This window comes from Alloalcanivorax xenomutans (assembly GCF_032810065.1).
Lineage (GTDB): Bacteria > Pseudomonadota > Gammaproteobacteria > Pseudomonadales > Alcanivoracaceae > Alloalcanivorax > Alloalcanivorax xenomutans.
Map to the genome: position 1 here is coordinate 2,373,604 of NZ_CP136538.1, position 24,507 is coordinate 2,398,110.

The window sequence follows — 24,507 nt, forward strand, 5'->3', positions numbered from 1 at the left end:
CGCCAGGAGCTTTTTCTTGCCTGACAGTACATCGGGTCAACACCGTCCGGACCAGGACGGTCTGCCCATGGAGCAACGACGCTGGGCCATGTTCGCTATCGTGGTAAGCGTCGGCCTGGCGGTGTTGGACAGCAACATCGTCAACGTGGCGCTACCCACCATTGCCGGGGATCTGGAGATCAGTCCGTCGCAATCGGTGTGGATCGTGAATGCCTATCTGCTCGCCGTGGCCACCACCTTGCTGCCGCTGTCGTCGCTGGGCGACATCGTCGGTTATCGCCGCGTCTATCAGACCGGGCTGGCGGTGTTCACCATCGCGTCCCTGGTGTGCACTCTCGCGGACTCCCTGGTAACACTCACCGCCGCCCGGTTTTTTCAGGGACTGGGTGCCGCCGGGGTCATGAGCGTCAACGCCGCCCTTGTGCGCTTTATCTATCCGTCACGCTTATTGGGCCGGGGCATCGGCCTGATCGCCATGGTGGTGGCCCTATCCTCGGCGGTCGGCCCCACCGTGGCGTCCGGCATTCTGTCAGTGGGATCCTGGTCCTGGCTGTTCGCGGTGAACATACCCCTGGGCTGTCTGGCCTTCGTGCTGGCCCGCCACAATCTGCCCGAGACCGGCCAGGCTCCACGCCGCTTTGACTGGGGCAGCGCGCTCCTCAATGCACTGGGCATCGGCTTGCTGGTCATGGCGGTGGACAGTCTTGCCCATGGCATGGGCGGTACCGTGGCGGCGCTGGCACTGGCCGCCTCGCTGGTGGTGATCGCGCTGTTGGTACGCCGGCAGCTGTCCCAATCGTCGCCGCTGTTGCCGGTGGATCTGCTACGTATTCCGCCGTTCGCCCTGGCCATCGGCACCTCGTTTTGCGCCTTCACCAGTCAGATGGCCGCGTTTATCGCCCTGCCCTTTTATCTGCATGACATTCTCGGCTACAGCGCGGTGGAAACCGGGCTGCTGATGACACCTTGGCCCGCGGCGGTGGCGGTCACCGCCCCCATCGCCGGGCGATTGGCGGATCGTTATCCCATCGGCGTGTTGTGTTCCCTCGGGCTGCTGCTGAAAATGACCGGATTACTATTACTTGCCGCGCTACCGGAACAACCGTCATTGCCAGCGCTGCTGGGATCCATGGCACTGTGCGGCATCGGTTTCGGGCTGTTTCAGGCGCCCAACAATCGCGCCATGATCGGGTCGGCGCCAAGAGAGCGTAGCGGTGGCGCCGGCGGCATGCAGGGCACCACCCGGCTGATTGGACAGACCCTGGGCGCGGCGCTCACTGCCCTGGTGTTCGGACAGTTGACCAACGGCATCACCCCGGCGTTGATCATGGCCGCCACCTTTGCCGCCTGCGCCGCGGCAATCAGTCTGTTACGGATCCGCTCCACACCCCGGCTATAAGCTGCCTCGGGCAGCCAACGCGCTCCAAGTCACGGTCACCAGTTCCCGCAGATGCGTGGTTGGCGCGGCGGCGCTCTCCGACGCCAACCAGGCCCGGCACAGCAGCTGGGCCGGCCCCAACAAGGTGGCCACCACCACCTCCGGGGACACCGGTTTGAGTGTGCCCTCCGCCACATGTCTCCGCACCCAGGCGGACACCGTCGACATCAATTTGGTATTGGCCTGTTCCACCTGACGGGCCAGATCCTCGCCCCATCCCGTGTAGCCGCGCTCGGACAGGAATCGCGCCCAGTCCCGGTTTCCCTCGGTCCATTCCAGGTGGTAACGCAGCAACGCCGCGACGACGTCACGAGCGCCACCGCCTTGCTCCAACTGTGCCGCCAAGCCGCCCTGATAGTCCCGGATCCCCTCCAGATAAACCGCCTCGCACAGGCTCTGCTTGTTGGCGAAGAAGTGAAACAGGCTGCCATTGCTCACCTCGGCCCGCTCACGAATTGCCTGCATGGTGGCGCTGGCCACGCCCTTTTCCACGAAAGTGGTCAGCGCGGCGGCGATGATCTTGTCACGTGTGTCCGAACTCGGCATTCCCGGCCCTCGAGTGGGGGAGTGGAAAGTGGAGAGCAAAGCACCCTAATGCGATTCGCCACAAGGCACAACCTGTGTGGATTGACGTCAATAGAGCATTCCTCTAGAGTAATACTCCACTAACGGTATCGCTATTCCGGTGATGCCCCGAACCCGGGAGACTCTCCATGCACGCCTCTTTGCAGCAGGCCCGGCAGGTCCTGGCCGAGCAAGCCTTCAGCGCCCTGTTGGGGACGGAATTACTGGACTATCAGCGGGGAAAAGCGACTCTGCGCCTGAAGGTGAAGGACGATCTGCGCCAGCAATACGGCTTCGTCCACGGCGGCGTCCTTAGCTATCTGGCCGATAACGCGCTGGCGTTCGCCGGTGGCACGGTTCTGGAGCCGCTGGTATTTTCCTCGGAATTCAAGATCAACTATTTGCGCCCCGCCGGCGGCGACACCCTGCTGGCGGAGGCCACGGTGATTCATGCCGGCCGCAATCAGGCCGTGGTCCGTTGCGACATTTACGATTGCCGTGAGGAGCAGCGTAAACTCTGCGTGGCGGCCCAGGGCACCATCGTCCGCAGTCCACCGCCCGCCAGTTGAGTTAGCGCCAGGGTGAATCGCCGCCTTTGACCAGCAGTTGCCAGACCCTCGCCGCGGCGTCGGACAATGGATGAGAGCGTAGCCGGCAGGCACTGACATCGACCCGCACTCCGGTATCCAAAGGCAGTGTCAGCAGATGTCCCGAGGCGATATCCGCCTCGATCAGCAAATCCGGCGCCACCGTGATCGCCTGTCCGGCCCGGCACAACGCCAGACAGGAACTGATCGCCGCCATCTGATACTCGGCACCCTTGCGCTGCTCCAGCAAGGCCTGGAACCAGGGTGACAGCCTTTGCCGATACTCCATGGGCACAATCGGCAATGCCCATGGCATCCGTGCCATGAATGCCCGGGCAGCGGCAGGATCCTCTCCGACCGGTTCTTTCTCCCCGCGGACCCAGGCCGCCGGCGCCACCACCCGCAGCGGCAAATGACGCAACGGCTGAACCACGGTATCGGCCTGATCCGCCAAGGTTTCCAATTGCGGGCGGTCATAGACCAGAAAGTCGTACCGGTAGGCGTACAGCCCCTCCTGCAGGGCATCAAACTGATCCGCGTGCAGATCCAGCCGGATCCCGCTGCCCTCGCGCCGTAACGGTCCGGCCAGGCTCTGGCCGAGAATATCCGGCGCGAAAGGTCCGCAGCCGATCCGCACCAGGCCGCTGCGCCCTTCATGGAAACGGGCCACCAGCAGGTCCAGCCCGGCCACTTCGTCGAGCACCCTGCCCGCCTGTTTATACAGTGCCCGCGCCAGTTCCGTGGGGCGCAGGGAACGTGTGTGTCGCTGAAACAGGGCGCCGCCCACACGCGCCTCCAGCTTACTCAAACTGTGGCTCAAAGCCGGCTGCGACATACCCAGGGCACGCGCCGCCGCCGACAGGCTGTCATGCTCATACACCGCCCGGAACTGAACCAGCTGCTGCAAGGGCCACATCGCCACTCTCCTTGATTGTCATTCGGTCATACTGGGAGAACCATAAATAAAGAGAATGAATTTATTCATCCTGTTTATCAATTATCCCGGCATACTCCGCTCATCCAATAATCAATAACAGGGAACATCATGACCGGACCGGATCGGCGCACCGTTCTCAAACAACTGGCCCTGGGGGCGGCCGCGCTGGGCGTCAGCCGTCCCGCCGGCGCCCGCGCACCCTCGCCGGTCCGCGGCGACCGTCCGCTCAACGTACTGCTGTTGGTGTCGGATCAGGAACGGTCCTGGATGGATTTGCCGGCGGAGCTGGACCTGCCGGCCCACCGGACCCTGCTCGCCGAGGGGGTGGGTTTCAATCAGTATCATGTGAACACGTCGCCGTGTTCTCCGTCGCGCTCGGTGATGTACACCGGACAGCACACCATGCGCACCGGCATGACCGCCAACCTGCATGCGCCGCCCTTTCCCACTCTGAACCCGGATCTGCCCACCGTCGGTCACTTCTTTCAGGAGATGGGTTATCACACCGCCTATAAGGGCAAATGGCACTTATCGGACATTGAGGACGGTCCGGGTCTGCTCTATGGCAGCTACCCAAGCCGGGACAAGGCTCTGGAGGAATACGGCTTCCACGACTACAACCTCACCGGCGATGTGCACGGCTCGGTATGGCAGGGTTATCTGGCCGATCGCATGGTGGCCGGTGAAGCCAGTCACTGGCTGGCGCGGCGCAGTCACCAGTTGGACAAGCCATGGATGCTGGCGGTGAATTTCGTCAACCCCCACGACATCATGTTCTTCTCCAGCGGCGCGCGGCAGGAACAGTCGCGGGTCAATCCTGATTTCATGGCGCCGCTGCGGCCGCCGCCCAACGACCCGGTGTACGAGGCGGATTGGCGTCATATTCCGCTACCGCGCTCCTTCCATCGCGCCAATCTGATCGACAAACCCTGGTGCCACCGCTCTTACGCCCAGGTACTCGATGCCATTTATGGCCACATCGATAAACAGGACGAAGCCGCCTGGCGCGCCAATCAAAGCTACTACTTCAACTGCATTCGCGATGTGTCCCGTCAGGTGGAGCATGTGCTGCAGGCACTCAAGGCCAGCGGCCAGTGGGACAACACCATCATCGTCTATACCGCCGACCACGGCGAAATGGCGGGCGCCCAGGGACTGCGCCAAAAAGGCCCGCTGATCTACAAGGAAAACAGCCGCGTGCCCCTGATCATCCGCCATCCGGATGTTCAGGGCGGACGCCGGGTGGACAATCTGGGCAGCACGGTGGATTTGCTGCCCACTCTGGTGGGGCTCGCCAGCGCGGGCAAACACAAGTGCGACACGCCGGGCGTGGACCTGAGCCCGGCACTCAACGGCAAAACCACCGAACGAGATGATCGGGGCGTGCTGTTCGCCTATGGCGTGCTGCTTTACACCGATCCGGAAGCCACCCGGCGGCTGGCCAAGGAGGGGGATGAGATCACACCCATGGCCATGCTCGCCGACTTTTTCAAGCAACTGCGCCTGGGCCCCGAATTGGGTAATCGGGGTCTGCATAGGGGGGTGCACGACGGCCGCTATAAGTTCGCGCGCTATTTCAGTCCCGACAGCCATCACACGCCGACGGACTGGGAAACGCTGCGAGCGCATAACGATCTGGAGTTGTATGACACTCATTCCGATCCGGATGAGCTCAACAATCTCGCGGCCGACCCGGAGAAGGTAAAGCCCCTGCTGATGGCCATGAACGAAAAGACCAACCAACTGGTGGCCGCCGAGATTGGCAAGGACGAGGGCCAGGAATTCCCTGGTCCGACGTTTCTTTACCGACTTTGACGGAGAACAACACCGCGGCTCCCCCGCGGTGCTTTTTATGGCGGTCCCATGTGAAACGGCATGGGACCGTTTTTTTTAACCTTCCCGCCCCCAATAGAAGTCCTCCCGCCAATAACGGAACTTGCCGAAATCGCCGTGATTCTGCGGCGCGCTGTCGTCGTTGGCGGGAAACACTTTCAGGTAGGCATTGCCGGCATCACGGTAAAACGGCAGTAAATGCCGGGCGTTGGTCCAACGGCCGGAGCGGCGATCCAGCATGTGATCCGGTTGCGTCAGCATGTCATCCAGCCACACCAGCAGACTGCCGTTGGGAATCAGAAAATAGCCGCGCACTTCCCTTTCTTCGCTGGTGGGATGCAAGACCAGATTATAGAACGCCACGTCCGGATCATCGGCGTGCGCCTTCAACCAGGGATAGGTTTTGTCGATCCAGTTGCGGCTGCTGTCGGCGGCCCCCATATGGATGATGGTTTTATACGGCAGTTGCGGGTACAAAGACACCAGCTCGTTGGCGACGATGGCGCCCATACTGTGCCCGACCAATGTGATTTCCATGGTCATGCCCGCCGGCAAACGCCGGTTCAGCTCATCAAGACGCCGTGCCAGCACCGCCACCACGCCATTGCCTTCCACCGCGCAATCGTCACCACAATAGTCCTCGTTGTAGCCAAGCACGTCCGCTTCCATGGTGGTCAGATGCTTGGTGCGACGCAGCATCATGCTCCAGGCCGGTGTCCCCAGGCCCTGCACCACCGGTGTCATCAGCAGACGGACCACGCCCGGCAACACCTGCCCGGAGCGATACAGCGTCTGGTCCAGGAAGGAATAAGGCTCGCTCTCCGGCCAGTACAGGGCCTCATCGTCCTGATAATCAGGCCGGTCCCGGTCCATGCCGCGCTGTCTCGCGTCAGCGGCGGCGATGCTGTTGGCGGTCACGTCCCAACCGGTTTCCGGAAATTTCACCAGACCGCTCAAGGTGTCGCTCAGGGTATAAACCGTGCCTCGCACCGGGGCCATCGGGCCACGGGCAATGCCACCGTTACGCACCGAGGTGAAGCGGTCCCAGAACGAGACAAAAGCACCAGAGCGCCAACTGACATAGAGCGGATAAAAACCGTCACACTCCATCTCCGCCAGATAACGGTCCAGGCGTTCGTCGTTATAACTGGGGTGGTTAAGACCGCCGTGGAAAAACAACAGTACCTTGAGCGTGTCTCCGCCACGTCCCTTTTCCCGCCGCGCCCGCGCCAGCATGTCTGCTTCAATGTCGTCCAACAGAGCCTGGTAGCGGGCATATAGATTACGGTTGCCGGCATCATCCTGGGGGACAACACCACGCTCGGCCTGGAACCGGTCCATTGATTTGAAGTCGGCCTGTTCGATGGAATACGGATCATAGGCCCCGTTGAGGTCGCTGCCGATGTGGTGCAGGCGATTGGGGTCGCCCTGATCGTATTGGGGTTTGGGGAAAAGCCGGGCACAACCGGACAACGTCATCAGGCTGACGGCAAGCAGCACTACACCTGACAAACGGGCCCGGCCAGTCACGCTGGGGGTGGCTGGCATACTGGAATCCTTTTTGTGTTGTTATGTGGTTCTGGTCATTCCCACCCTGAATAAAGCACAGGAAAAAATGTGACGTCAATCACATAAATCAGCGTTCCCCGTGCCCCAGCATCGCCGTTGCTTCGCGGCCAGCCAGTGCCAGAAGACAGCCGCCGCCGACCAGCAAGTACAGATAAAAGGTCATGAACCGCCACACCAGCAACACCGTGGCGGTGCTCACCGCTCCCAGCCAGGGCGTCAGCAAGGCGGCACCGGCGACCTCCGCCCCGCCGGCGCCGCCGGGCAGCAAGGTCAGATACCCTGCTCCCATCGCCATCATCTGTACAAAGAAGCCGTACACCCAGTCCACATGTTTGCCCAGCGCCAGCACGGTGAGATATATCACCGAATAACGCAGTAGCCAGTGCGCCAGACACAGGCCGAACAGGGCCATCAACCGGCGGCGCGGCACTCGCAGTGTTTCCACCATGCTCTGGCGGAAGCGCAGCAGCGCCCGGGCCAGGGCGCGCCGTCGCCGCAGCGGCACCTGCCAGCGTTCCAGCCAGGGGTCGGTGAACCGCAGGATGTCACTGAAGCGGTTCGCCACCAGCCAACACAGCAGCAGTGCCAGACCCAGCAGCACCATCGGCAAAGCCAGTTGCCACCAGCCCTCCAAATCCAGATAACGGCTCAGCCCGTACAGCGCCACCGTCGGCAATAGCACCAGAAACACCACCAGGTCGGTGATCTGATCCACCGCGAACACCGCCGTGGCGGTGGCCGGTGTCACCTGGTAGCGGCGCAGCAGCGCCACCAGCGTAAAGGGCGCGCCACTACCGCCGGGGGTGGCGTTAAGCGCGCATTCGGTGGCCATCACCGTGGCGAGCGCACCGCCGTGGCCCAGCCCTTCGGCGCGCTCCGCCAGCATGATGCGCAGCCGCCAGGCATTGAGGTTCCAGCACAGGAAGATCATCGCCACCATCAGCAGCAACCAACCCGCCGGAATAAGCGTCAGCCCGTGAAAGGCGCCGGCGCCCCCCAGCACCAGCGGCACCAGCGCGCCCAGCCCCAGAGCCAGGAGCAACAGCCACCAGCGGCGCCTCACACCGCCTCCCCTGTCAACTCGTCCAGCCATTGGGATTTGGTCAACGCCCGGCGGCACCCGGCCAGCCGCTCAATGGTGGCGATCCAGGCCCGCCGCGAGCGTTGGTGGCGCATGTCCACCGGGTGCACCGCCAGACGCAATACCGGTGCGGCGCGATGCGCCCATTCGCGTGCCCGATTGACCCCCTGGAACAGCCCGCGGCGCCACGGCGAGCGAGCGGACCATACCAGCGTAGGTGTCGCCAGAAACAGGCCGCTGCCCGGACAATGGAAACCGTCCCGGTCAGTCCAATAAGCAAACCCGGCCTCGGCGATGGCGGCGCGGGAGCCGGCGCTGGTCATCCATCCCGGTGGCACGAAGCCGCGGGCCGGCCAGCCGAGCTGGTGAAACATCGCCAGGCCTCGCTGTATGCGCGCTGCCGCCGTTTCTCCGTCGAGGGCGGCGAACTCACCTTCGTGCGTCAACAAACGCCGGCGCACCCACCCCCCCGGCGTGGCCGGTGGCGGGCTGTCGTCATGATGGAAATAACCGTGCAGCACCAGCTCGTCACCACGTCGGCGGCGCTGTTCCAGCGCCTGACAAAAAGGCTCGTCGTCGATAAAGCGCCCGCCGCCATGAAAGTCCGGCACCACCAGCAACGTCAGCGGAATTCGCGGGTGGCGCTCCAGGGCACGCAATAACGGTTGATAATCCGCCCAGGTCGCCGGACACACATCGTGCAGCGACAACAGGAAGGCACTGTCGGGACGGGAATCAGGTCTGGGGGCCATGGTGTTCCGATATCCGCGTTTCAGGACGAGCGCCAATCAGCCTGCGGTAGTGGCGCACCAGACTGTCCACTACCTTGTCCCAGCCATGCTCCGCTTCCACATGGCGGCGGGCGCGCTCGCCCATGGCCACCGGATCGTGCTCCTCGAACAAGACGCGTACCGCCGCCGCCATGGCCACCCCGTCATGGGGAGGCACCCTTAATCCGCAGTCCTCCGGCACCACTTCCGGCAAGGCGCCACCGTCGGCGCAAATCACCGGGATGGCCGAAGCCATTGCCTCCAGCGCCACCAGCCCGAAGGTTTCCTGATCCCCGGCGTGCAGCAGCGCATCCGATGACGCCAGCCAGGCCGCCACTTCCGCCGCTGGCATGAAATGCTCGAATACCGTGGCGTTACCCGGCGCCTCCGGTTGCGGCCCGGTCCCGATCAGCAACAAGTGGTAACCCGAACCCAGTTCCCGCAAGGCGTCGAACAACACCGGCAGATGTTTTTCCTGGGAGCCCCGGCCGGCGAACACCAATAACCGTTCGTGCTCTCCGAGTCCCAGCCGCGCCCGGGCCAGAGGGTCGGCCCGATTGGGGTGAAAAACGTGGGCGTCCACGCCAAGCGGCTGGATTTCCACATTATGCAGTCCACAGTCCCACAGCCGCTCGGCCATCACCCGGGACGGGCTCAGCACCAGGTCGAATCCGTCGTACAGCTTCCGGACGTAGGCGCGGGTGGCCCCGTCCAGCACCGGGCTGATGCGGTTGTGCAGAAGCGTGATCAGATCGGAGTGGTAAAACGCCACCGCCGGCACGTCCAGCATTCGCGCCGCTCGCCGGGCCGCCCAGGCAGGCGTGTAGGGATCACCGGCCTCGATCAGATCCGGCTGCAAACCGGCGACGATGTGACTCCACAATCCCACCCGGGTTGGGAAGCGGAAGCCCGGCGCCATCGGCAGGTTGAGTGCCGGCAGTTGTATGAAGTCCCCCTGCAGCACCGTCTCCGCGCCCGGGTACACCACCTTATGTTCCATGTCCCTGGCCAACAGCCCCTTGCGCTTGCTGTCCACATAGGTGTGCACCCCGCCGCTGGACTGCGCATAAAACAAAGTGGTATCGACGACTCTCAAGCGTGACTCCTTTCTCCCGCCTGTGGTGAGCGCCCGGGACAGCACCGATTTGTGACCCGGTAATGACCCGGGGGTTTCAATATTGTGATAGGACGAACGGCGCAAGCGTTCAATAGGAAAGGAGGAAAAATTTCACAACCCCGCGAATTCCCTGAGGCCGGACTGGTAAAGGGTTGTAAAACGCGTCAGCGGGCGCGCAGCGGGTCCTGGCGATAGAACTGCGCCAGCTGGCCATAGACCTCCGGCAGAATCTGTTCGAGAGGCTCCGGTGTCTCGAAAAAGCTTTCCGTGATCACGGCGAAGAATTCCCCCGGATCCTGCAGGGCATAGGGATCGAGGAAAGGCTCCCCGTCCCGCTCCGCCTGTTCCAGCGCGCTCCAGGCCCGCGTGAAGGTATCATGCCAGACCCGGGCATCCATGCCGTGGTGCAGAGGAGGCGCGCCGTTGGCGCTGCCGCTGCGCATATCCAGCTTGTGTGCCATCTCGTGCAGCACCACATTGAACCCCGGCTCCGATGACGCCGCCTGCACGTCCTGCCAGGACAGCAGCACCGGCCCCCGGTCCCAGGCTTCGCCGGCCAGCACCCGTCCCTCACTGTGAACAATGCCGAACTCGTCCATTTCATCGCCGGGTGTGACGAAAGCGTCCTCGTAGACGATCACCGTGTACCAACCGTCATACCAATCCAGATCCAGGCCCATGATCATCACCACCGCCATGGTGGCGATCTTCAATTCCATGGCCGGAGTCACCTGGAAATCACCGCCGCCGCGAAACTCCTTACGCAACAGGAAGCGCAACGTCTGCTGGAACAGCCTCTCGCGGCGCTCTCCCTGGTAACGCCGTGCTGGCGCCCAGTCGGCAATGGCGTCTTCCCATTGTTCCCGGGTCACCGGCAAACGGGCCAAACGTCGGTTTTCCAGCCACAGACGGGTACGGTCAAACATGAGAGGTCCAGCAGGTGGAACAGGGTCGCGCGGAAGCGCTCAGGCAGCTTGCCCCGTTCCCGCCACACGTACAAGCACGGAACGATTGCAGGCTGTTTCAGCACACCCACACGTCGATTCGCTGGCAAACCAGCGGATCGGCCTGGCGTGTTGCATGAGCGGCGATTGTCGTGCTGCCCCCTCCGCCTCCTGCTACACTTCGTTCCTGCGTCCGTGCTGATGCTTTTTCCGCTTTTATCCCTGGGAGAGAAAACAATGGTGTTGTCCATGGCCGTGCCTTTGGTGCTGCATATACTGGCGGCGGTGATTTGGGTTGGCGGCATGTTTTTCGCCTACATGGCTTTGCGCCCCGCCATGGGCGCCACTCTGGATCCGGAGTCCCGGCCACGCCTGTGGCTGCACACGCTGGACCGTTTTTTCCGCTGGGTGTGGGGTTGCGTGGCGGTGCTGCTGATCACCGGCCTGTGGATGGTGTTCGGTGTCTATGGCGGCATGGGTTCCACTGGCGCCTATGTGCATACCATGCTGGCGCTGGGCCTGGTAATGATGGCGCTGTTCGCCCACGTCTACTTTGCGCCCTTTCGCCGCCTGCGCCAGGCGGTAACGGTCCGCCATAACGCCGACGCCGCGTTTCAGATCGGACAGATCCGGCGCATTGTCGGCATCAACCTGCTGCTGGGTCTGCTGGTGATCAGCATCGCCGCCGCCGGCCCCTATTTCTAAGAGTCTGTTTCGGATCCAGCGATGCCACGGCCTGGGCCGTGGCCGGTGAAGCCGCCATGCCGCCGTGCTAGAATCCGCATCGCCGTGCAATGCGGCCCCACACTTGTAGCGGAGTTATGGCCCTTCCCAGTTCGACCAAATCGGATCTTCTGCTGGTCTGCGTGACCTTGCTGGCGGCGGTCAGTTGGATGTTCTCCAAGGAGGCGGTGTTACTGATGCCGCCTCTTCTGTTCATGTGTCTGCGTTTCCTGCTGGCCGGCCTGATTCTGGCGTTGGTGGGTCATCGGCAATTGCGCCGCATGAACCGGGACAAATATTGGCGCAGCGTCCAGGTAGGCATGGTGTTCGGCACCGCCATGAGTTTCTGGATCATGGGATTGCACTACGGCAATCACGTCGGTGAAGGCGCTTTCATCACCAGCCTTGGCGTGGTGCTGGTCCCGGTCATGGCGCGCCTGGTGTTCAAGGAGCAGCCGCCGCTGAGTACCTGGCTGGCCCTGCCGGTGGCGGTGTGCGGGCTGGCGCTACTGTCGCTGGATGGCGGTTTCCAGGCTGAACTGGGGCAATTGTTCTTCCTTGCCTCGGCGATGATTTTCGCCCTGTTTTTCACCCTCAATACCCGCGCCGCCAATAACGCCACCATCACCGGCAGCGGCGGCCGGATCACCACCCGGGAACGGGTACCGGCACTGGCGCTGACCTCGGTGGTGCTGGTTACCGTGGGCCTGGTCACCGGCACCGCGTCCCTGTTGCTGGAGCCTTGGCGCCCCACTTTCCATTCCGGCGAACTGGGGCTGGTGATCGCCGCCTGGGTGATCGCCAGCGCCACCCTGGGCACCGCCGCGCGTTTCTTTCTGCAGACCTACGCGCAGAGCTTGTCCATGCACAGTCATGGCGTGGTAATCATGATCCTGGAGCCGATGTGGACCGCGCTGCTGGCCGCCCTCTGGTTCGGTGAGACCATGAGCGCCACCCAACTGGGCGGCTGCGCGATGATCTTCCTGGCGCTGCTGGTCAACCGCTGGGGCGCGATACGGCGAGTGCTAAAGCGCTGGATCGATCAGCGCCGGGCCGCCCGCGCATGATCCAACCGGACCGTGGCGGCCCGCTACTGGTACTGGCAGTGGTCAGCCTGTTGTTGTTCGCCCCATTGGGACCGGTGGTCTGGTGGTGGGCACACCGGGATCTGCGGGCCATGGCCGAAGGTCGCATGGATCCCACGGGCCGGCCCTCGACCTTATGGGCCCGGGGCCTGTCCATGGCGGCCACCTTGCTTTTAGCCATGATGTTGATTGGAGTCCTGATTGCTTTAATTTCAATGATATAGGCAATCTTATTAAGGCCAATTCTATATCACGATTTCGATTTTCCACTGCGCTCATTGAAGTCGATCCTCGCCGCCCCCATTTGATCGCGCTACCATCCACTATTGTCCAGCAGCAGCCTGGATCAAGCCGGTTCAACCTGGCGACCTGAGTTCACCACCACCGGATATTCGATTTGGCCGTACCGCCGTCCCGCAGCCTTCGCTCCCACCGCCGTGCCCCGGCGGGGAGCCTGCTCGCCCATCTGCTATGGGTGCTGATGCTGCTTGCCGCGCCGCATTCCGACCAGGCATTGGACACCCGCGAAGGCGGACCGCACACCCGGCCCCTGGACGGTGCCGCTCAACTTGCTTTGCCCTCCGGGTATCAGGTCCGTTGCGACGCTTTCGCCGCTGATCACCACGACGACAACGCGGCTCCGTTACCCTGGCTGCCGTCGGCGGCGCCGTCACCGTCGCGCCCCGGCCCGTCTCCCCTGAACCGTCCCCTGGTGGCGGCGGTTGTCGAGCACCATCGGCCACAGGATCCCCGCGCCCCACCCGCGTTCTCCACGCTCTGACCCCAACAACACCGCCACATGGCGGCGCCTTCGGGCGCGCGCCCGGCGGAGAGTGGTTTTAATGGAGAACGAACTTGAACCGATTTCGCTTACGGGCGGCGGCCTATGCCATCGTCATTCTGCTCGGTGTGCTCGCCGCACTGCCGAGTATCCTGCCACCGGCATCGTTGCAACGGGCGCCGGAATGGTACCGCCAACACCATCTGTCCCTGGGGCTGGATCTCCAGGGCGGCTCCCATGTGCTGCTGAAAGTCGAACAAGGACCACTGCTGGCGGAGAAAACCCGCAAGATCGCACAGGAGCTGGGTCAGCGCCTGGACCGCAACGGCATTCAGCACGGCCGCCCGGTGGTCGATGGCGATCAAGTGCGCCTGGCCATCCGCCCGGCTGCCGCCATGGAAGCTGCCCTGCGGCTTGCCGCGGACATCCGGGATGATCAGGGCCGCCGCCAGCTCTCCGTCACCCACGACGGTCCGTCCCTGGTATTGCGGCCCTCTTCCAGTTTGTCGCAACAAGTGATCAGCGATGCGGTGGAACGCAGCCTGGATGTGGTGCGCCGCCGCATTGATGAAACCGGCGTGGTGGAACCCCGTGTCACCCGCCAGGGCAACGATGCCATTCTGGTGCAACTGCCCGGCGTCACCGATCCGGAGCGCATCACCGCCCTGCTTGGCCGCACCGCGCGATTGACCTTCCATCTGGTCGCCGATGGCAGCAGCCCGGACCGTTCCCTGGTACTGCCCGGCGCGGAAGACGGCCGGCGTTACCAGGTCGAATCCACGCCGTTACTGGACGGCGGCCAGTTGGCCGACGCCCGTCTGGGCTTCGACAGCCGCACCCATCAGCCGGTGGTGAATTTCACTCTGGACAGCGACGGTGCCCGCCTGTTCGGCGACATCACCACCCACAATGTGGGCCGGCCCTTCGCGGTGGTGCTGGACGGCGAGGTCATCACCGCGCCGGTGATCCGTACCCCGATCACCGCTGGCCGCGGCGAGATCAGCGGCAACTTTACCCCGCGGCAGGCCGGAGACCTGGCCATGTTGTTACGCGCCGGCTCCTTGCCCGCCCCGCTGCAAGTGGTGGAACAGCGAACGGTGGGCGCGGAACTCGGCGGTGACACCATTCGCATGGGCGTGCTCAGCGGTGCCCTCGGCGCGGCCCTGGTGCTGGTGTTCATGATCTCGATCTACCGCCGCTGGGGCGTGATCGCCAATACCGCTCTGGCCATCAATGTTCTGTTGGTACTGGGTTTGCTGGCCAGTTTCGGCGCGACACTGACACTGCCGGGCATCGCCGGTCTGATTCTTGGCGTCGGCATGGCGGTGGACGCCAATATTCTGATCAATGAACGTATCCGCGAGGAAGCGGAGAAAGGCAAGAATGCCATGGCGGCGCTGCGCGCCGGCTTCCAGCGTGCCTTTGCCACCATCGTCGACGCCAACATCACCACGCTGATCGCCGTGGGCCTGTTGTTCGGGTTTGGCAGCGGTCCGGTGCGCGGCTTCGCCGTGACCATGGCGGTGGGGCTGCTGGTCTCCATGTTCACCTCGGTGTCGGTGACCCGGTTACTGATGGAATGGCGGCTGCGACGGCGGCAGCGGCAACCGCTGGCCCTGCCAGAGGTACCCGGGTTTCAGCGGCTGCGGCAACGGCAACGGCCGATCCAGTTCATGCGCGTGAAGGCGTTGGGCATCGTGCTGTCGGTGCTGTTGTCGGTCCTGTCCCTGGGCTCACTGGCCTGGCCGGGATTGAACCAGGGCATCGATTTCCTCGGCGGCACCGCCATGGAAGTTCAGGTGCCGGCGTCGCTGTCGGAGAACGCTCTGCGGCAGGCATTGCGGGACGCCGGCCTCACCGACGCGGCGTTACAGCCGTTCGCCGATGAGGGCCACTTCCTGGTGCGGATGCCCGCCAGCGAGAACGGCAACGCGGCGGTCGAAACAGCGAAGACGGCGATCACCGGTCTGCACGCCGACAGCCGTTTCCCACGGGTGGATATGGTCGGTCCGGCGGTCAGCGGCGGCTTCATTGAAGCCAGTATTCTGGCGGTGCTGCTGGCCGGGGCGGGCATGTTCGCCTACCTGCGGCTGCGCTTCGAACGGCATTTCGCCTGGGCGGCACTGATTACCCTGCTGCTGGATGTGAGCAAGACACTGGGGTTCTTCGTGCTCACCGGCGTGGAATTCAATCTCACCGCCATCGCCGCCTTGCTGACGCTGATCGGTTACTCGGTGAACGACAAAGTGGTGGTCTTCGATCGTATCCGTGAAAACCAGAAGCTCAATCCGGATCAGCCGTTGGAGACACTGATCAACGTCAGTCTGACCCAGGTGCTGACCCGCACTTTGTTCACCTCCGCCACCACCTTCCTGGCCCTGCTGCCGATGGGGTTGCTGGGCGGCGGAGCGGTGGCCAGCTTCGCCCTGCCGGTGCTGTTCGGCATTGTTGTCGGCACCACCTCGTCCATGTACATCGCCGCGCCCATGGCCCTGTTCCTGGCGCGCTGGCGGCCGACGCAACGGGCAGACACGGAGGCGCTGGCGGAACGGCCCTGAGCCCCTCGCGGTTCGAGGATCAGTGGTGTGCCGGAATTCACAGGCACGCTCCATTCGCGGCCAAGGCCGCTTCCCACGGAAGGCACTACCAAGCCGCTGCGGGAAGCTGCTTTAGCAGCGAAGGCGGCGGTGGGCTTGCCCACCGACCGCCACGTTGGCGCCCCACTCTCAACCGTGACTCTTCCGCAACGCTTCCACCTTGCTGATGTAGTTTTGCCGCGCGGTGTCCTGGTCCATGCCCTTGAGCTTGGCCCAGGCGTCGTACTTGGCGCGCCCCACCATGTCCAGCATGCCGGGCCGCTTGCCGGTCACGTCACCGACACTGCCCTGCTTGAAATGGGCGTACAGATACAACAGGTCATCGTTGCCCGGCTTGCGTGACAGGGTCTGTACGTCCTTCCGGGCCTGTTCAAATTGCTCTTCATACGCCATTATTCGTACCTTCAGGTTGTGTTACCCATTTATCATTAGTCCGTTGCCCGGCGCGCTATCATGCCCCGGTTCGGCAAATAGTGTCCGCACCCACAAACGGAAGCAACCGGGCAGCGACCACATAATAAGCAGCAACGTCAAAGAACGGGGGACTCCATGGCCACTGACAGCACCCAGACGCGACCTCTGGAAGCGGAACAGGAACGCGCTCTGAAGCGCGCGTTAAGCACGCTCTGGGTACGTTTTCCCGGATCCCTGGAAGACGACTACATCGTCTACGCGGAGCGTCGCGCCACCCAGTTGATCCGGCGCTCGGTGTACATCCTGCTGGCGATTTTCCTGATCGTGGTGGTGCCGGTATCGCTGCTGGTGAAGGATCCTTCGCTGGGCCGCTGGCAGGCGCTCGGCGTTTATCCCATTGCCTGCTCATTGGCGTTGCTGCTGGCGGCCATCCATGTTCGCGCGGTACAGCCGCTGGTGGCGACGCTGATCGGGCTGGCACTGATGATCTCGTTGACCGGCACCCTGATCGGCGCGATCCATTTGCAGGATCATTTCCTCGGCCAGGTGGCGGCGTTTGAAACGGTCTACGTACTGATCATCGGCTTCTCCATTTTGCGGCTGCCTCCCACCCGTACCCTGTTCTGGTCCCTCGGCGCCCTGATCATCGCCCTGGGCGTGGCGCTTTATCAGGATTGGCGCATCACGCCGATCTCATTGCTGCTGTACTACGGCTTCCCGCTGCTGGTGTGCGCCCTGAACGGCTACATGCTCGATGCCAGCGCCCGCAGCAACTTCGCCAACATGCTGCTGCGCAACGCCGAATCACAACGGCTGCGGCGCTGGCGCGACAATGCCGACCGGGAAGCCCGGCGGCAGCGTCTGCTGAATGAATTCACCGCCCACATTGCCGGCAATCCGCGTGTCACTGAATTGCTCGACAAGACACTGGCGTTTCTGATCGAGAACACCCCGGCGGTGGCGGGTGCCGGCTACCGGCTGGAGGAAGACGGCCTGCACCTGGAAGCGGCGCGCGGCCTCGGCCAGGCGGCGCGGGAACAGTCCCATATTGAAAGCGACGGTTTCCTCGCCTCGGCCCTGGAGATTCAGGGCGCCTCGGTGCGCCACGAGGTGCCCGGCGGCTACATGGATCTGGAAACCGGCCACAGCCAGATTCGCCCCGGCGAGGTGCTGTTCCTGCCGATCCGGCAGGGCGAACACACGCTTGGCATCCTGGAGCTGGCATCTCTTGAGCCGTTCGACGAACACGTTCGTTCCGCCTGTGACGCCATTGCCACGCCACTGGGTTACGCCATGATCGCGGCCCTCGGCCGGGAGTCCTTCATCCGCCGCGCCAGAGAGAAACAACAGCAGCAAAGCACGGTGACATAAGAGCTTCATTTTCGCATTGATAAGCATTATCAATACCCCTATCCTCCCCGGCGAATTACAATTCCAATCCGGGGAGTCTCAATGTCACGTGCGAATACCTTCAAAGGCTTTGTGGTCCTGTCTCCGTTACTGCTGACCGTGACCGCCGCCGGCCATGCCGAGAACCGTCTCGACAGCGTGGTGGTCACCGGCTCCCGGGCGCCGACACAAATCAGCCAGGTGCCCGGCAGTATCCATGTGGTTTATCAGGAACAGATCGAAGAGCAGGTCCGTTCCGGCAAATCGCTCAAGGAAGCCCTGGGCACACTGATACCAAGCATGGATGTGGGCCCGCAGGGCCGTACCAACTATGGCCAGAACATGCGCGGCCGCTCGGTGCTGGTGATGATTGACGGCGTGTCGCTGAACTCTTCCCGGGGACTGAGCCGCCAGTTCGACAGCATTGATCCGTTCAACATCCAGCGCATCGAGGTGCTCTCCGGCGCCTCCGCGATTTATGGCGGCGGCGCCACCGGCGGCATCGTCAACATCATCACCAAGAAGGGCCAGAGCGGGCCGGCCGGCTATGAAACCGAACTGGGCGTGACCAGCGGCTTCAACAACAGCGACGACCGCGATCTGCGCGCCGCCCAGTCCGTTTCCGGCGGCAACGACACCCTGCATGGCCGCCTTGGCGTGGCGGTGCAGAAGAACGGCAGCTTTTACGATGGCAACGGTGATGCCGTATTGCCCGACATCAGCCAGACCGATCTGCAGGAAAACCGCAGCGTGGATCTGCTCGGCTCGCTGGAGTGGAATCCGGATGAAAACCAGAACCTGCAGCTGCTTGGTCAGTTCTACGATTCCGGTTACGACGGTAACAAGGGACTGTATCTGGGCGAAAACCTGTCGGCGGTGACCGGCGCCGATCCGGAAGCGTTCGACGTGCGCTCCGGTTTCAGCTCCGACCGGGAACCGGCCACGCGACGCTACCAGCTCAGCGCCAATTACCGCCATGGCGACGTGCTCGGCCAGACCCTATATCTGCAGGCCTTCACCCGCAGCGAAACCATGGATTTCCACCCCTTCCCTTATCTGGACCGGGCCAGCGACCCGAACGCCCCCACCGGGTACTATTCAGCATCCCGGCAAAGCACTGACCTGGCCGGGCTCAAGGCCATGCTGGTGAAGGACTGGAACCGGTTCCGGGTCTCCTACGGCGTGGACTACGACCGCGAAACCTTCGACTCCGACCAAATGCTGTTCGACTTCCAGCGGGTGCTGGACAGCGGTGGCCTCGATCTGGACCGGGTCAACAAACTGGGCCGCTATCCGGATTATCAGGTGGACAGCCTGGCCGCCTTCGTTCAGGCCGACTGGCAGATCACCGACACGCTTCGCTTCAGCAGCGGGCTGCGCCATCAACGCATGGATGTGGAGGTGGACGACTTCATCGCCGTGGCTCAGCAGGTCAAAATCGCACGCGGCCAATTAAGTGGCGCCGACGCCATCCCCGGCGGCAGCAATGACTACCACGCCACCCTGTTCAATGCCGGCTTTATCCAGGAACTGAACAATGGTCACCAGTTCTGGATCAACTACAGCCAGGGCTTCGAACTGGCCGACCCGGCCAAGTACTACGGCCGGGGCAGCTACGACGAGAGCAGCGGCTACGCGGTGCTGCGGGAAGGCATCGACGTGGACGGCCAGCCCATGGATGCGATCAAGACCGAGCAGGTGGAATTGGGCTGGCGCGGCTACGGCGAACGCTGGAATGCACAGAGCGCGGTTTACTACAGCTGGTCGGACAAGACGCTGCAGATCAACAGCGGCGATCTGTCGGTGGACGTGGAAGACGACAAGAAGCGCAACTACGGCATCGAAGCTCAGTTGGATTACTCTCTCACCGACCAGTGGAGCCTCGGCGGTAACGCCCATATTGTCCGTTCTGAAGAAAAGAACGACGGGGAATGGGACCCGCAGTTGGCCACCACCGCCAGCCTGTCAAAAGCCACCGCCTACCTCGGCTGGCAGCAGCGCGGCACCCGCGCCCGTGTGCAGAGCACCTATGTCCACGATCTGGACGACGACTACGACAATGAAATCGACGGCTACACCCTGGTGGATGTGATGGTCAGCCAGCGCCTGCCGGTGGGCACCGTGTCCGTGGGCGTCCAGAACCTGTTCGATCGCGACTACGGCACCATCTGGGGCCAGCGGGCGCAACTGTTCTACGGCGGTTACTACGGCCCTGACGCCATGTTCGATCAGCGTGGCCGGGGGCGGACCTACACCCTCTCCTACTCCGTCAAGTACTGAGCACCGTGGCCCTTTTATTTGAGATGACGTTCTAACACACCTACACGCTACGAAGCCGCTGTAGGAGTTTGCCTTGCAAACGAAATTTCTGGGACCCGAAAGCCCGATTCGCTTGCAGGGCAAGGCCCTACAGCGGCCTTGTAGCAATCTCTGAATTCATGTCCCTGGGATCTGTCCGAGCGCGAGTTTTTTCACGGATGTTGCCGGCCGCGCTTGAGCGGCGCCGACAGCCTTTCCGGATGGCGTGGCTCGACGTCGTCCAGCAAGGCGTAGATCGCTTCCAGATCCTTCTCCACATCGCCGGTGGGCCAGAACGCGTCCAGAATCCGCGCTTCCTTGCGGCGATAGCAGAACGTCACCACGATGATCGGCAATTTCAGCGCCAGCGCGATCCGATAGAAACCGGTCTTCCATTCCCGCGCCCCGGTGCGAGTGCCTTCCGGCGTGATACCAAGCCAGAACGGATCGCCGGCCGCCAATACTCTTTGCGTTTCCTCCACCAGCCCGCCGGCGCGGCCCCGATGCACGGGGATGCCGCCGAGCGCCTTGAGCAGTACGCCGGTGGGCCCCCGGAACAAGGTGTGCTTGGCCATGAAACGAATGTCCAGGCGCAGGCTCTGGATCGCGCTGATGCCCACCAGCCCGTCGTAATTGGAAGTGTGCGGAGCGGCGATCATCACCGCCCGTGGAATATCGGGCAAACGCCCCACCACTTTCCAGCCGATGGCGCGCAGAATCCAGCGGCCCAGCAACGCCATCGGCGCACTGCCGCGGCGCGGCACCCGTGCTCCCAGGTCCGCCGGATGCAGAGGAGGCAGCTCAAGCCCGCTCATGGAATCAGCCAAACACCACGATGGTCTGGCGACTGAACGCCACCGGACGCCCTTCGCCATCCCAGATCACCGAGCGATTCTGGCCGTAGCCGTCGGCGAAGCTGTCGGTATGCACGGTGTACAACCAGTGATCGGTCCACGGCAGCTCGGCCGGATCCTCCAGAAATTCCATGATCCAGGTCATGGAGCTGGACGGAGCCCGTTTGGTCAGCATCGGAATCACCGACGGCGGCCAGACATCCACCAAACATGCAAGACTGGCGGCATCCTGGCGCTCCGGGCGCTCACGGAAGCTCATATAACCTTCGAAGTCCGGCTTGTCGCTGCCAGAGTACGGGAACTGGCCGGCCACCGGGCGCATCTCGAATTCGCGCAGAAAATCCGGGGAGACGCCCTCCATGAACGGGATGGCGTGGTACTCCTCGGCGGGTTTCCAATCCGGCGCCGCCGGTCCCGGGACCCGGATGGAAGATTCACGGGCATGGCCCAGGCTGGCCAGCATGGTGCTCACCACCTGCCCTTCCTGACGGGCGGTGACCTGCATCTGGGTCACGGATTTGCCGCTGCGCAGGATTTCCGCGCTCAGCGCCAGCGGCCCCGGAACGGCGGGACCGACAAAAGTCAGGGCAAAAGAACGTAAAGGCGGCGGCTCCGGCAGTTCCCGAGCCAGATACGCCTGCATGTGACGGATCAGAATGGCGCCCATCAAACCACCAAAAGTGGCGCGGCCCTGCCCCCAACCTTCGGGCAGAATCATTTCATTGGCTTCGGCCGCAACCATAATGGAATCAAATTTCATATTTCGCTCCCTCCGAAAGCGGCTATTGATAGCAGAGGGCGTGTTCCAGGGAAAGGGCCGAAACGATCACACTGCGGGATGCGTGGTCAATCAGGCTAATAGCGACATGGAAAGGACTAAGGAATTGCTGTGGGAGCCAGCCTGCTGGCGAATGTGGCCTTCCGCATCAGGTCATTCGCTTGCAGCGGCCCGCCGCCCGGACCAGATCCCACGGTGGCTTCGTGGTCAGTTGCTCTGGCAGCGAATCGGCGTGCGAACATGTTACCCCCGCCCCATGCCTTTCTTGGTCCGCGCCGTCGCCTCGGCCCGCAGTGGGTCCTCCGGCCATGGGTGTTTGGGATAGCGACCGCGCAGGTCCTTGCGGACCTCGGCGTAACCCTCGCGCCAGAAACGGCCGAGATCCCCGGTGATGGCCGCCGGACGTCCGGCCGGGGTCAACAGCGAGGCGGTCAGAGGCAGTTGCCCGTCAGCCAGGGACGGCAGCGCTTCCATGCCGAAACACTCCTGCAACTTTACCTCCAGGCGCGGGCCGCCGTCGGGCAAATAATCGATCGGCACCGAACGCCCCGACGCCACCGTGCAGCGTTCCGGCAACCACTGATCCAGCCACGCCTGCCGTTCGTGGCCAAGCCACAGGGACAACGCCTGCCCCAGCGGCAAAGCACGCAGATCCCGCAAACCACGGTGCCCGGCCAGGAACGGCAGCAGCCAGGATTCCAGTGTGGCGAGCAGGCTGTCATCGTCCGCCGCCGGCCACTCTTGCGGCCGCAGCCGATGCATCCAGTTCACCCGTGCTTGCCACTGGCGCCAGCGGGGCTCCCACGGCAGCACCGACAGCCCCCGCTGACGAATACCGGCCAGCAAACCCTGTTCGATCAACGCCGGCGATGGCGAGGGCAACGGACGCCGCTCAATCACCAGTTGCCCCACAGCGCGTATCTGCTCGGCCACCACCCGCTCGCGGTGCTCGTCCCATCCCACTTGTTCTTTCCAGGGAGCCCGCTCCAGAACCGTGGCCAGCACTTCCTCGTCCAATCCCCAAGCCAACCGGATCCGGCCCTCCCTGGGATCACCGTCGGTGTCCAACACCACCAGCCATTCATGGCCGGCCAGCGCCGAGCCCGGTTGCAGACGGGCGCCAGAGCCATCAGCCAGGACATAACGAGAGCCGTCAGCGAGGACGTAACGAGCGCCATCAGCGGCGCTATGACGACTTGTGCCTTGCTCCCGCCGGCGGGCCAGGCCATCCGGAAAGGCCTCCGCCAGCACCCGCCCTAACAGACTGGCGTCGGCTTCCTGCCGATCCGCCCGCACGCCGCGTAAACGCCGCAACGCTTTACGCAGTAACGGCCAATCCCCCGGGCGGGCTCGATACCGTTGCCAACGCCGTTGCAAATCCACTTCCCGGTCCAGCCCCGCCGGCGCGTCCTGAATCAGCAACGCCAGTACCGCCGCGCTTTCCGAGCAGCCGTGTTGATGGCCGCGCACCACCAAAGCCCCCTGCTCCGGGTCCATTGGCAGTTCCGCCAGCGCCCGGCCCAGTTCGCTGAGCGCGCCCCTGTCATCGAGCGCGCCCAACCGTTCCAGCCGCGCCCGCGCCGCCCGCCAGGGCCCCGCCGGCGGCGGCGTCAGCCAGAACAATTCACCGGGGTCGCGACACCCCCAACGGGCCAGATCCAACACCAAACCGTCCAGCGCCACCTGGCTGGTCTCCGCTTCGATATGACGGGCCAGCACTTCCTCCCGGGACCACAACCGCAGGCACTGGCCCGGCCCAAGCCGCCCGGCGCGCCCGGCGCGCTGGTCAGCGTTGGCCTGGCTGATACGCCGGGTGGTCAGGCGGCTGCGATGGCGCCGTGGATCGTATTGCGGGCTACGCTGCAAACCGCTGTCCACCACTGTGGTAACGCCGTCCAACGTCACGCTGGTCTCCGCCACATTGGTGGCCAGCACCACCCGCGGCCCCTGACTGGCGCGCAGGACCCGCTGTTGCTCATCACCATCGAGGCGACCGTGCAGAACCTCCACCGCGCAGTCGAGTCCGGCCAGGGCCTCGCTCAATCGGCGAATTTCCCCGGCGCCGGGCAAGAACACCAGCACCGTGCCCTCCCCCGCCACCTCACGCACGCAGTCGGCGCAATGATCCAGCCAATGGCGCTCCCGTCCCGGCGCCCGATAGTGCACCGCCACCGGATACTGCCGCCCTTCGCTGCGCACCACCGGCAACGCCAGCCCTTCGCCCAGCGGCTCCGCGTCCAGGGTCGCCGACATCACCAGCAGACGCAGGTCCTCGCGCAACGCCTGCCGCACTTCCTGCACCAGGGCCAGGCCCAGATCCGCCTGCAGGGAACGCTCGTGAAACTCGTCGAACAGCACCGCCGCATACCGCTCCAGAGCAGGGTCCTCATGCAGCATGCGGGTGAGCACACCTTCGGTGACCACTTCGATCACCGTGTCCTTGCCCACGCGGCTGTCCAGCCGGGTACGATAGCCAATTCTCTGCCCCACCGGCTCGCCCAGTTGCGATGCCATATAAGCGGCCACCGAGCGGGCCGCCACCCGGCGCGGCTCCAGCATCAGAATGCGGCGCTCCTGGCGCCAGCCGGCATCCAGCAGCGCCAGCGGCACACGGGTGGATTTGCCGGCTCCCGGCGGCGCTTCCAGCACGGCGCCGCCGTGCTGTCGCAGGGCGTCGAGCAGGTCCGGCAGAACCTCGTCCACCGGCAGGGAATCGGAGGGAGAAAACGCATTCGTGGTCATGGGGCG

At 63.7% G+C, this 24,507-nt stretch carries 21 protein-coding genes; 10 read left to right on the forward strand and 11 right to left on the reverse strand.

All coding sequences use genetic code 11. The features are described 5' to 3' along the window. Positions 1-16: 16 nt before the first annotated feature. Complete coding sequence (locus RYH70_RS11015) at positions 17-1,399, forward strand: MFS transporter (RefSeq protein ID WP_231504720.1); 1,383 nt, start codon at positions 17-19, stop codon at positions 1,397-1,399. On the opposite strand, the gene RYH70_RS11020 is transcribed toward RYH70_RS11015, so the two are convergent. Further along, a complete protein-coding gene (locus RYH70_RS11020) occupies positions 1,394-1,984 on the reverse strand; it encodes a TetR/AcrR family transcriptional regulator (protein WP_022994952.1) in 591 nt (196 codons plus the stop codon). The two genes, RYH70_RS11015 and RYH70_RS11020, sit on opposite strands and share 6 nt — an antisense overlap. Positions 1,985-2,151: 167 nt before the next feature. Between RYH70_RS11020 and RYH70_RS11025 the strand changes: the two genes are divergently transcribed. Next, entirely contained in the window at positions 2,152-2,571 is a 420-nt protein-coding gene (locus tag RYH70_RS11025; protein WP_063139514.1) for a PaaI family thioesterase, read from the forward strand. Between the two features lies 1 nt (position 2,572). Here RYH70_RS11025 and RYH70_RS11030 read toward each other — a convergent pair whose 3' ends face one another. Continuing rightward, positions 2,573-3,505 (reverse strand): LysR family transcriptional regulator, encoded by a 933-nt coding sequence (locus RYH70_RS11030; RefSeq protein ID WP_014994746.1) that lies wholly within the window; start codon positions 3,503-3,505, stop codon positions 2,573-2,575. Positions 3,506-3,634: 129 nt separating this feature from the next. Here RYH70_RS11030 and RYH70_RS11035 point away from each other — a divergent pair, with 129 nt between their 5' ends. Continuing rightward, positions 3,635-5,341 carry a sulfatase-like hydrolase/transferase gene (locus RYH70_RS11035; RefSeq protein ID WP_317009115.1) on the forward strand — a complete coding sequence of 569 codons (1,707 nt, stop codon included), beginning with the start codon at positions 3,635-3,637 and terminating at the stop codon, positions 5,339-5,341. Between the two features lie 75 nt (positions 5,342-5,416). On the opposite strand, the gene RYH70_RS11040 is transcribed toward RYH70_RS11035, so the two are convergent. From RYH70_RS11040 to RYH70_RS11060, 5 genes are all read right to left on the reverse strand, one after another. Continuing rightward, positions 5,417-6,907, reverse strand: a complete 1,491-nt coding sequence (locus RYH70_RS11040; protein WP_317009116.1) for an alpha/beta hydrolase family protein — start codon at positions 6,905-6,907, stop codon at positions 5,417-5,419. A gap of 88 nt (positions 6,908-6,995) precedes the next feature. Continuing rightward, on the reverse strand, positions 6,996-7,991 hold the full coding sequence (locus RYH70_RS11045; RefSeq protein ID WP_317009117.1) for a lysylphosphatidylglycerol synthase transmembrane domain-containing protein: 996 nt from the start codon (positions 7,989-7,991) through the stop codon (positions 6,996-6,998). After that, on the reverse strand, positions 7,988-8,761 hold the full coding sequence (locus tag RYH70_RS11050; RefSeq protein WP_317009118.1) for a polysaccharide deacetylase family protein: 774 nt from the start codon (positions 8,759-8,761) through the stop codon (positions 7,988-7,990). Before RYH70_RS11050 ends, RYH70_RS11045 begins: the two co-directional genes overlap by 4 nt. Then, positions 8,745-9,875: a glycosyltransferase gene (locus RYH70_RS11055; protein WP_233925733.1), complete on the reverse strand. Its 1,131-nt coding sequence runs from the start codon at positions 9,873-9,875 to the stop codon at positions 8,745-8,747. The genes RYH70_RS11050 and RYH70_RS11055 overlap by 17 nt, the downstream gene beginning before the upstream one ends. A gap of 185 nt (positions 9,876-10,060) precedes the next feature. After that, entirely contained in the window at positions 10,061-10,822 is a 762-nt protein-coding gene (locus RYH70_RS11060) for a M90 family metallopeptidase (protein WP_022994941.1), read from the reverse strand. Between the two features lie 255 nt (positions 10,823-11,077). Here RYH70_RS11060 and RYH70_RS11065 point away from each other — a divergent pair, with 255 nt between their 5' ends. The 5 genes from RYH70_RS11065 (at position 11,078) to secD (ending at position 15,987) form a co-directional block, all read left to right on the forward strand. Further along, entirely contained in the window at positions 11,078-11,545 is a 468-nt protein-coding gene (locus RYH70_RS11065; RefSeq protein ID WP_022994940.1) for a CopD family protein, read from the forward strand. Between the two features lie 116 nt (positions 11,546-11,661). After that, positions 11,662-12,630, forward strand: a complete 969-nt coding sequence (locus tag RYH70_RS11070) for a DMT family transporter (protein ID WP_080531002.1) — start codon at positions 11,662-11,664, stop codon at positions 12,628-12,630. Continuing rightward, entirely contained in the window at positions 12,627-12,872 is a 246-nt protein-coding gene (locus RYH70_RS11075) for a hypothetical protein (RefSeq protein ID WP_022994938.1), read from the forward strand. Before RYH70_RS11070 ends, RYH70_RS11075 begins: the two co-directional genes overlap by 4 nt. 173 nt (positions 12,873-13,045) lie before the next feature. After that, positions 13,046-13,429, forward strand: a complete 384-nt coding sequence (locus RYH70_RS11080) for a hypothetical protein (protein ID WP_317009119.1) — start codon at positions 13,046-13,048, stop codon at positions 13,427-13,429. Positions 13,430-13,503: 74 nt separating this feature from the next. Beyond that, a complete protein-coding gene (gene secD, locus RYH70_RS11085) occupies positions 13,504-15,987 on the forward strand; it encodes a protein translocase subunit SecD (protein ID WP_317009120.1) in 2,484 nt (827 codons plus the stop codon). A gap of 168 nt (positions 15,988-16,155) precedes the next feature. Here the strand turns inward: secD and RYH70_RS11090 are convergent, their stop codons facing one another. Continuing rightward, entirely contained in the window at positions 16,156-16,419 is a 264-nt protein-coding gene (locus RYH70_RS11090) for an acyl-CoA-binding protein (RefSeq protein WP_022994935.1), read from the reverse strand. A 156-nt stretch (positions 16,420-16,575) separates the two neighbouring features. Here RYH70_RS11090 and RYH70_RS11095 point away from each other — a divergent pair, with 156 nt between their 5' ends. Together RYH70_RS11095 and RYH70_RS11100 are read left to right on the forward strand one after the other, a co-directional pair. Further along, positions 16,576-17,811, forward strand: coding sequence for a GAF domain-containing protein (locus RYH70_RS11095; protein ID WP_022994934.1), 1,236 nt, complete (start codon positions 16,576-16,578; stop codon positions 17,809-17,811). Between the two features lie 81 nt (positions 17,812-17,892). Further along, on the forward strand, positions 17,893-20,109 hold the full coding sequence (locus RYH70_RS11100; protein ID WP_317009121.1) for a TonB-dependent receptor: 2,217 nt from the start codon (positions 17,893-17,895) through the stop codon (positions 20,107-20,109). 191 nt (positions 20,110-20,300) lie between these two features. Here RYH70_RS11100 and RYH70_RS11105 read toward each other — a convergent pair whose 3' ends face one another. The 3 genes from RYH70_RS11105 to hrpB all read right to left on the reverse strand — a co-directional run bounded on the left by RYH70_RS11105 (position 20,301) and on the right by hrpB (position 24,501). Beyond that, positions 20,301-20,942 (reverse strand): 1-acyl-sn-glycerol-3-phosphate acyltransferase, encoded by a 642-nt coding sequence (locus tag RYH70_RS11105; protein WP_317009122.1) that lies wholly within the window; start codon positions 20,940-20,942, stop codon positions 20,301-20,303. A gap of 4 nt (positions 20,943-20,946) precedes the next feature. Continuing rightward, complete coding sequence (locus tag RYH70_RS11110) at positions 20,947-21,741, reverse strand: thioesterase family protein (RefSeq protein ID WP_022994931.1); 795 nt, start codon at positions 21,739-21,741, stop codon at positions 20,947-20,949. A gap of 261 nt (positions 21,742-22,002) precedes the next feature. After that, positions 22,003-24,501, reverse strand: coding sequence for an ATP-dependent helicase HrpB (gene hrpB / locus RYH70_RS11115; RefSeq protein ID WP_317009123.1), 2,499 nt, complete (start codon positions 24,499-24,501; stop codon positions 22,003-22,005). Positions 24,502-24,507 lie beyond the last annotated feature (6 nt).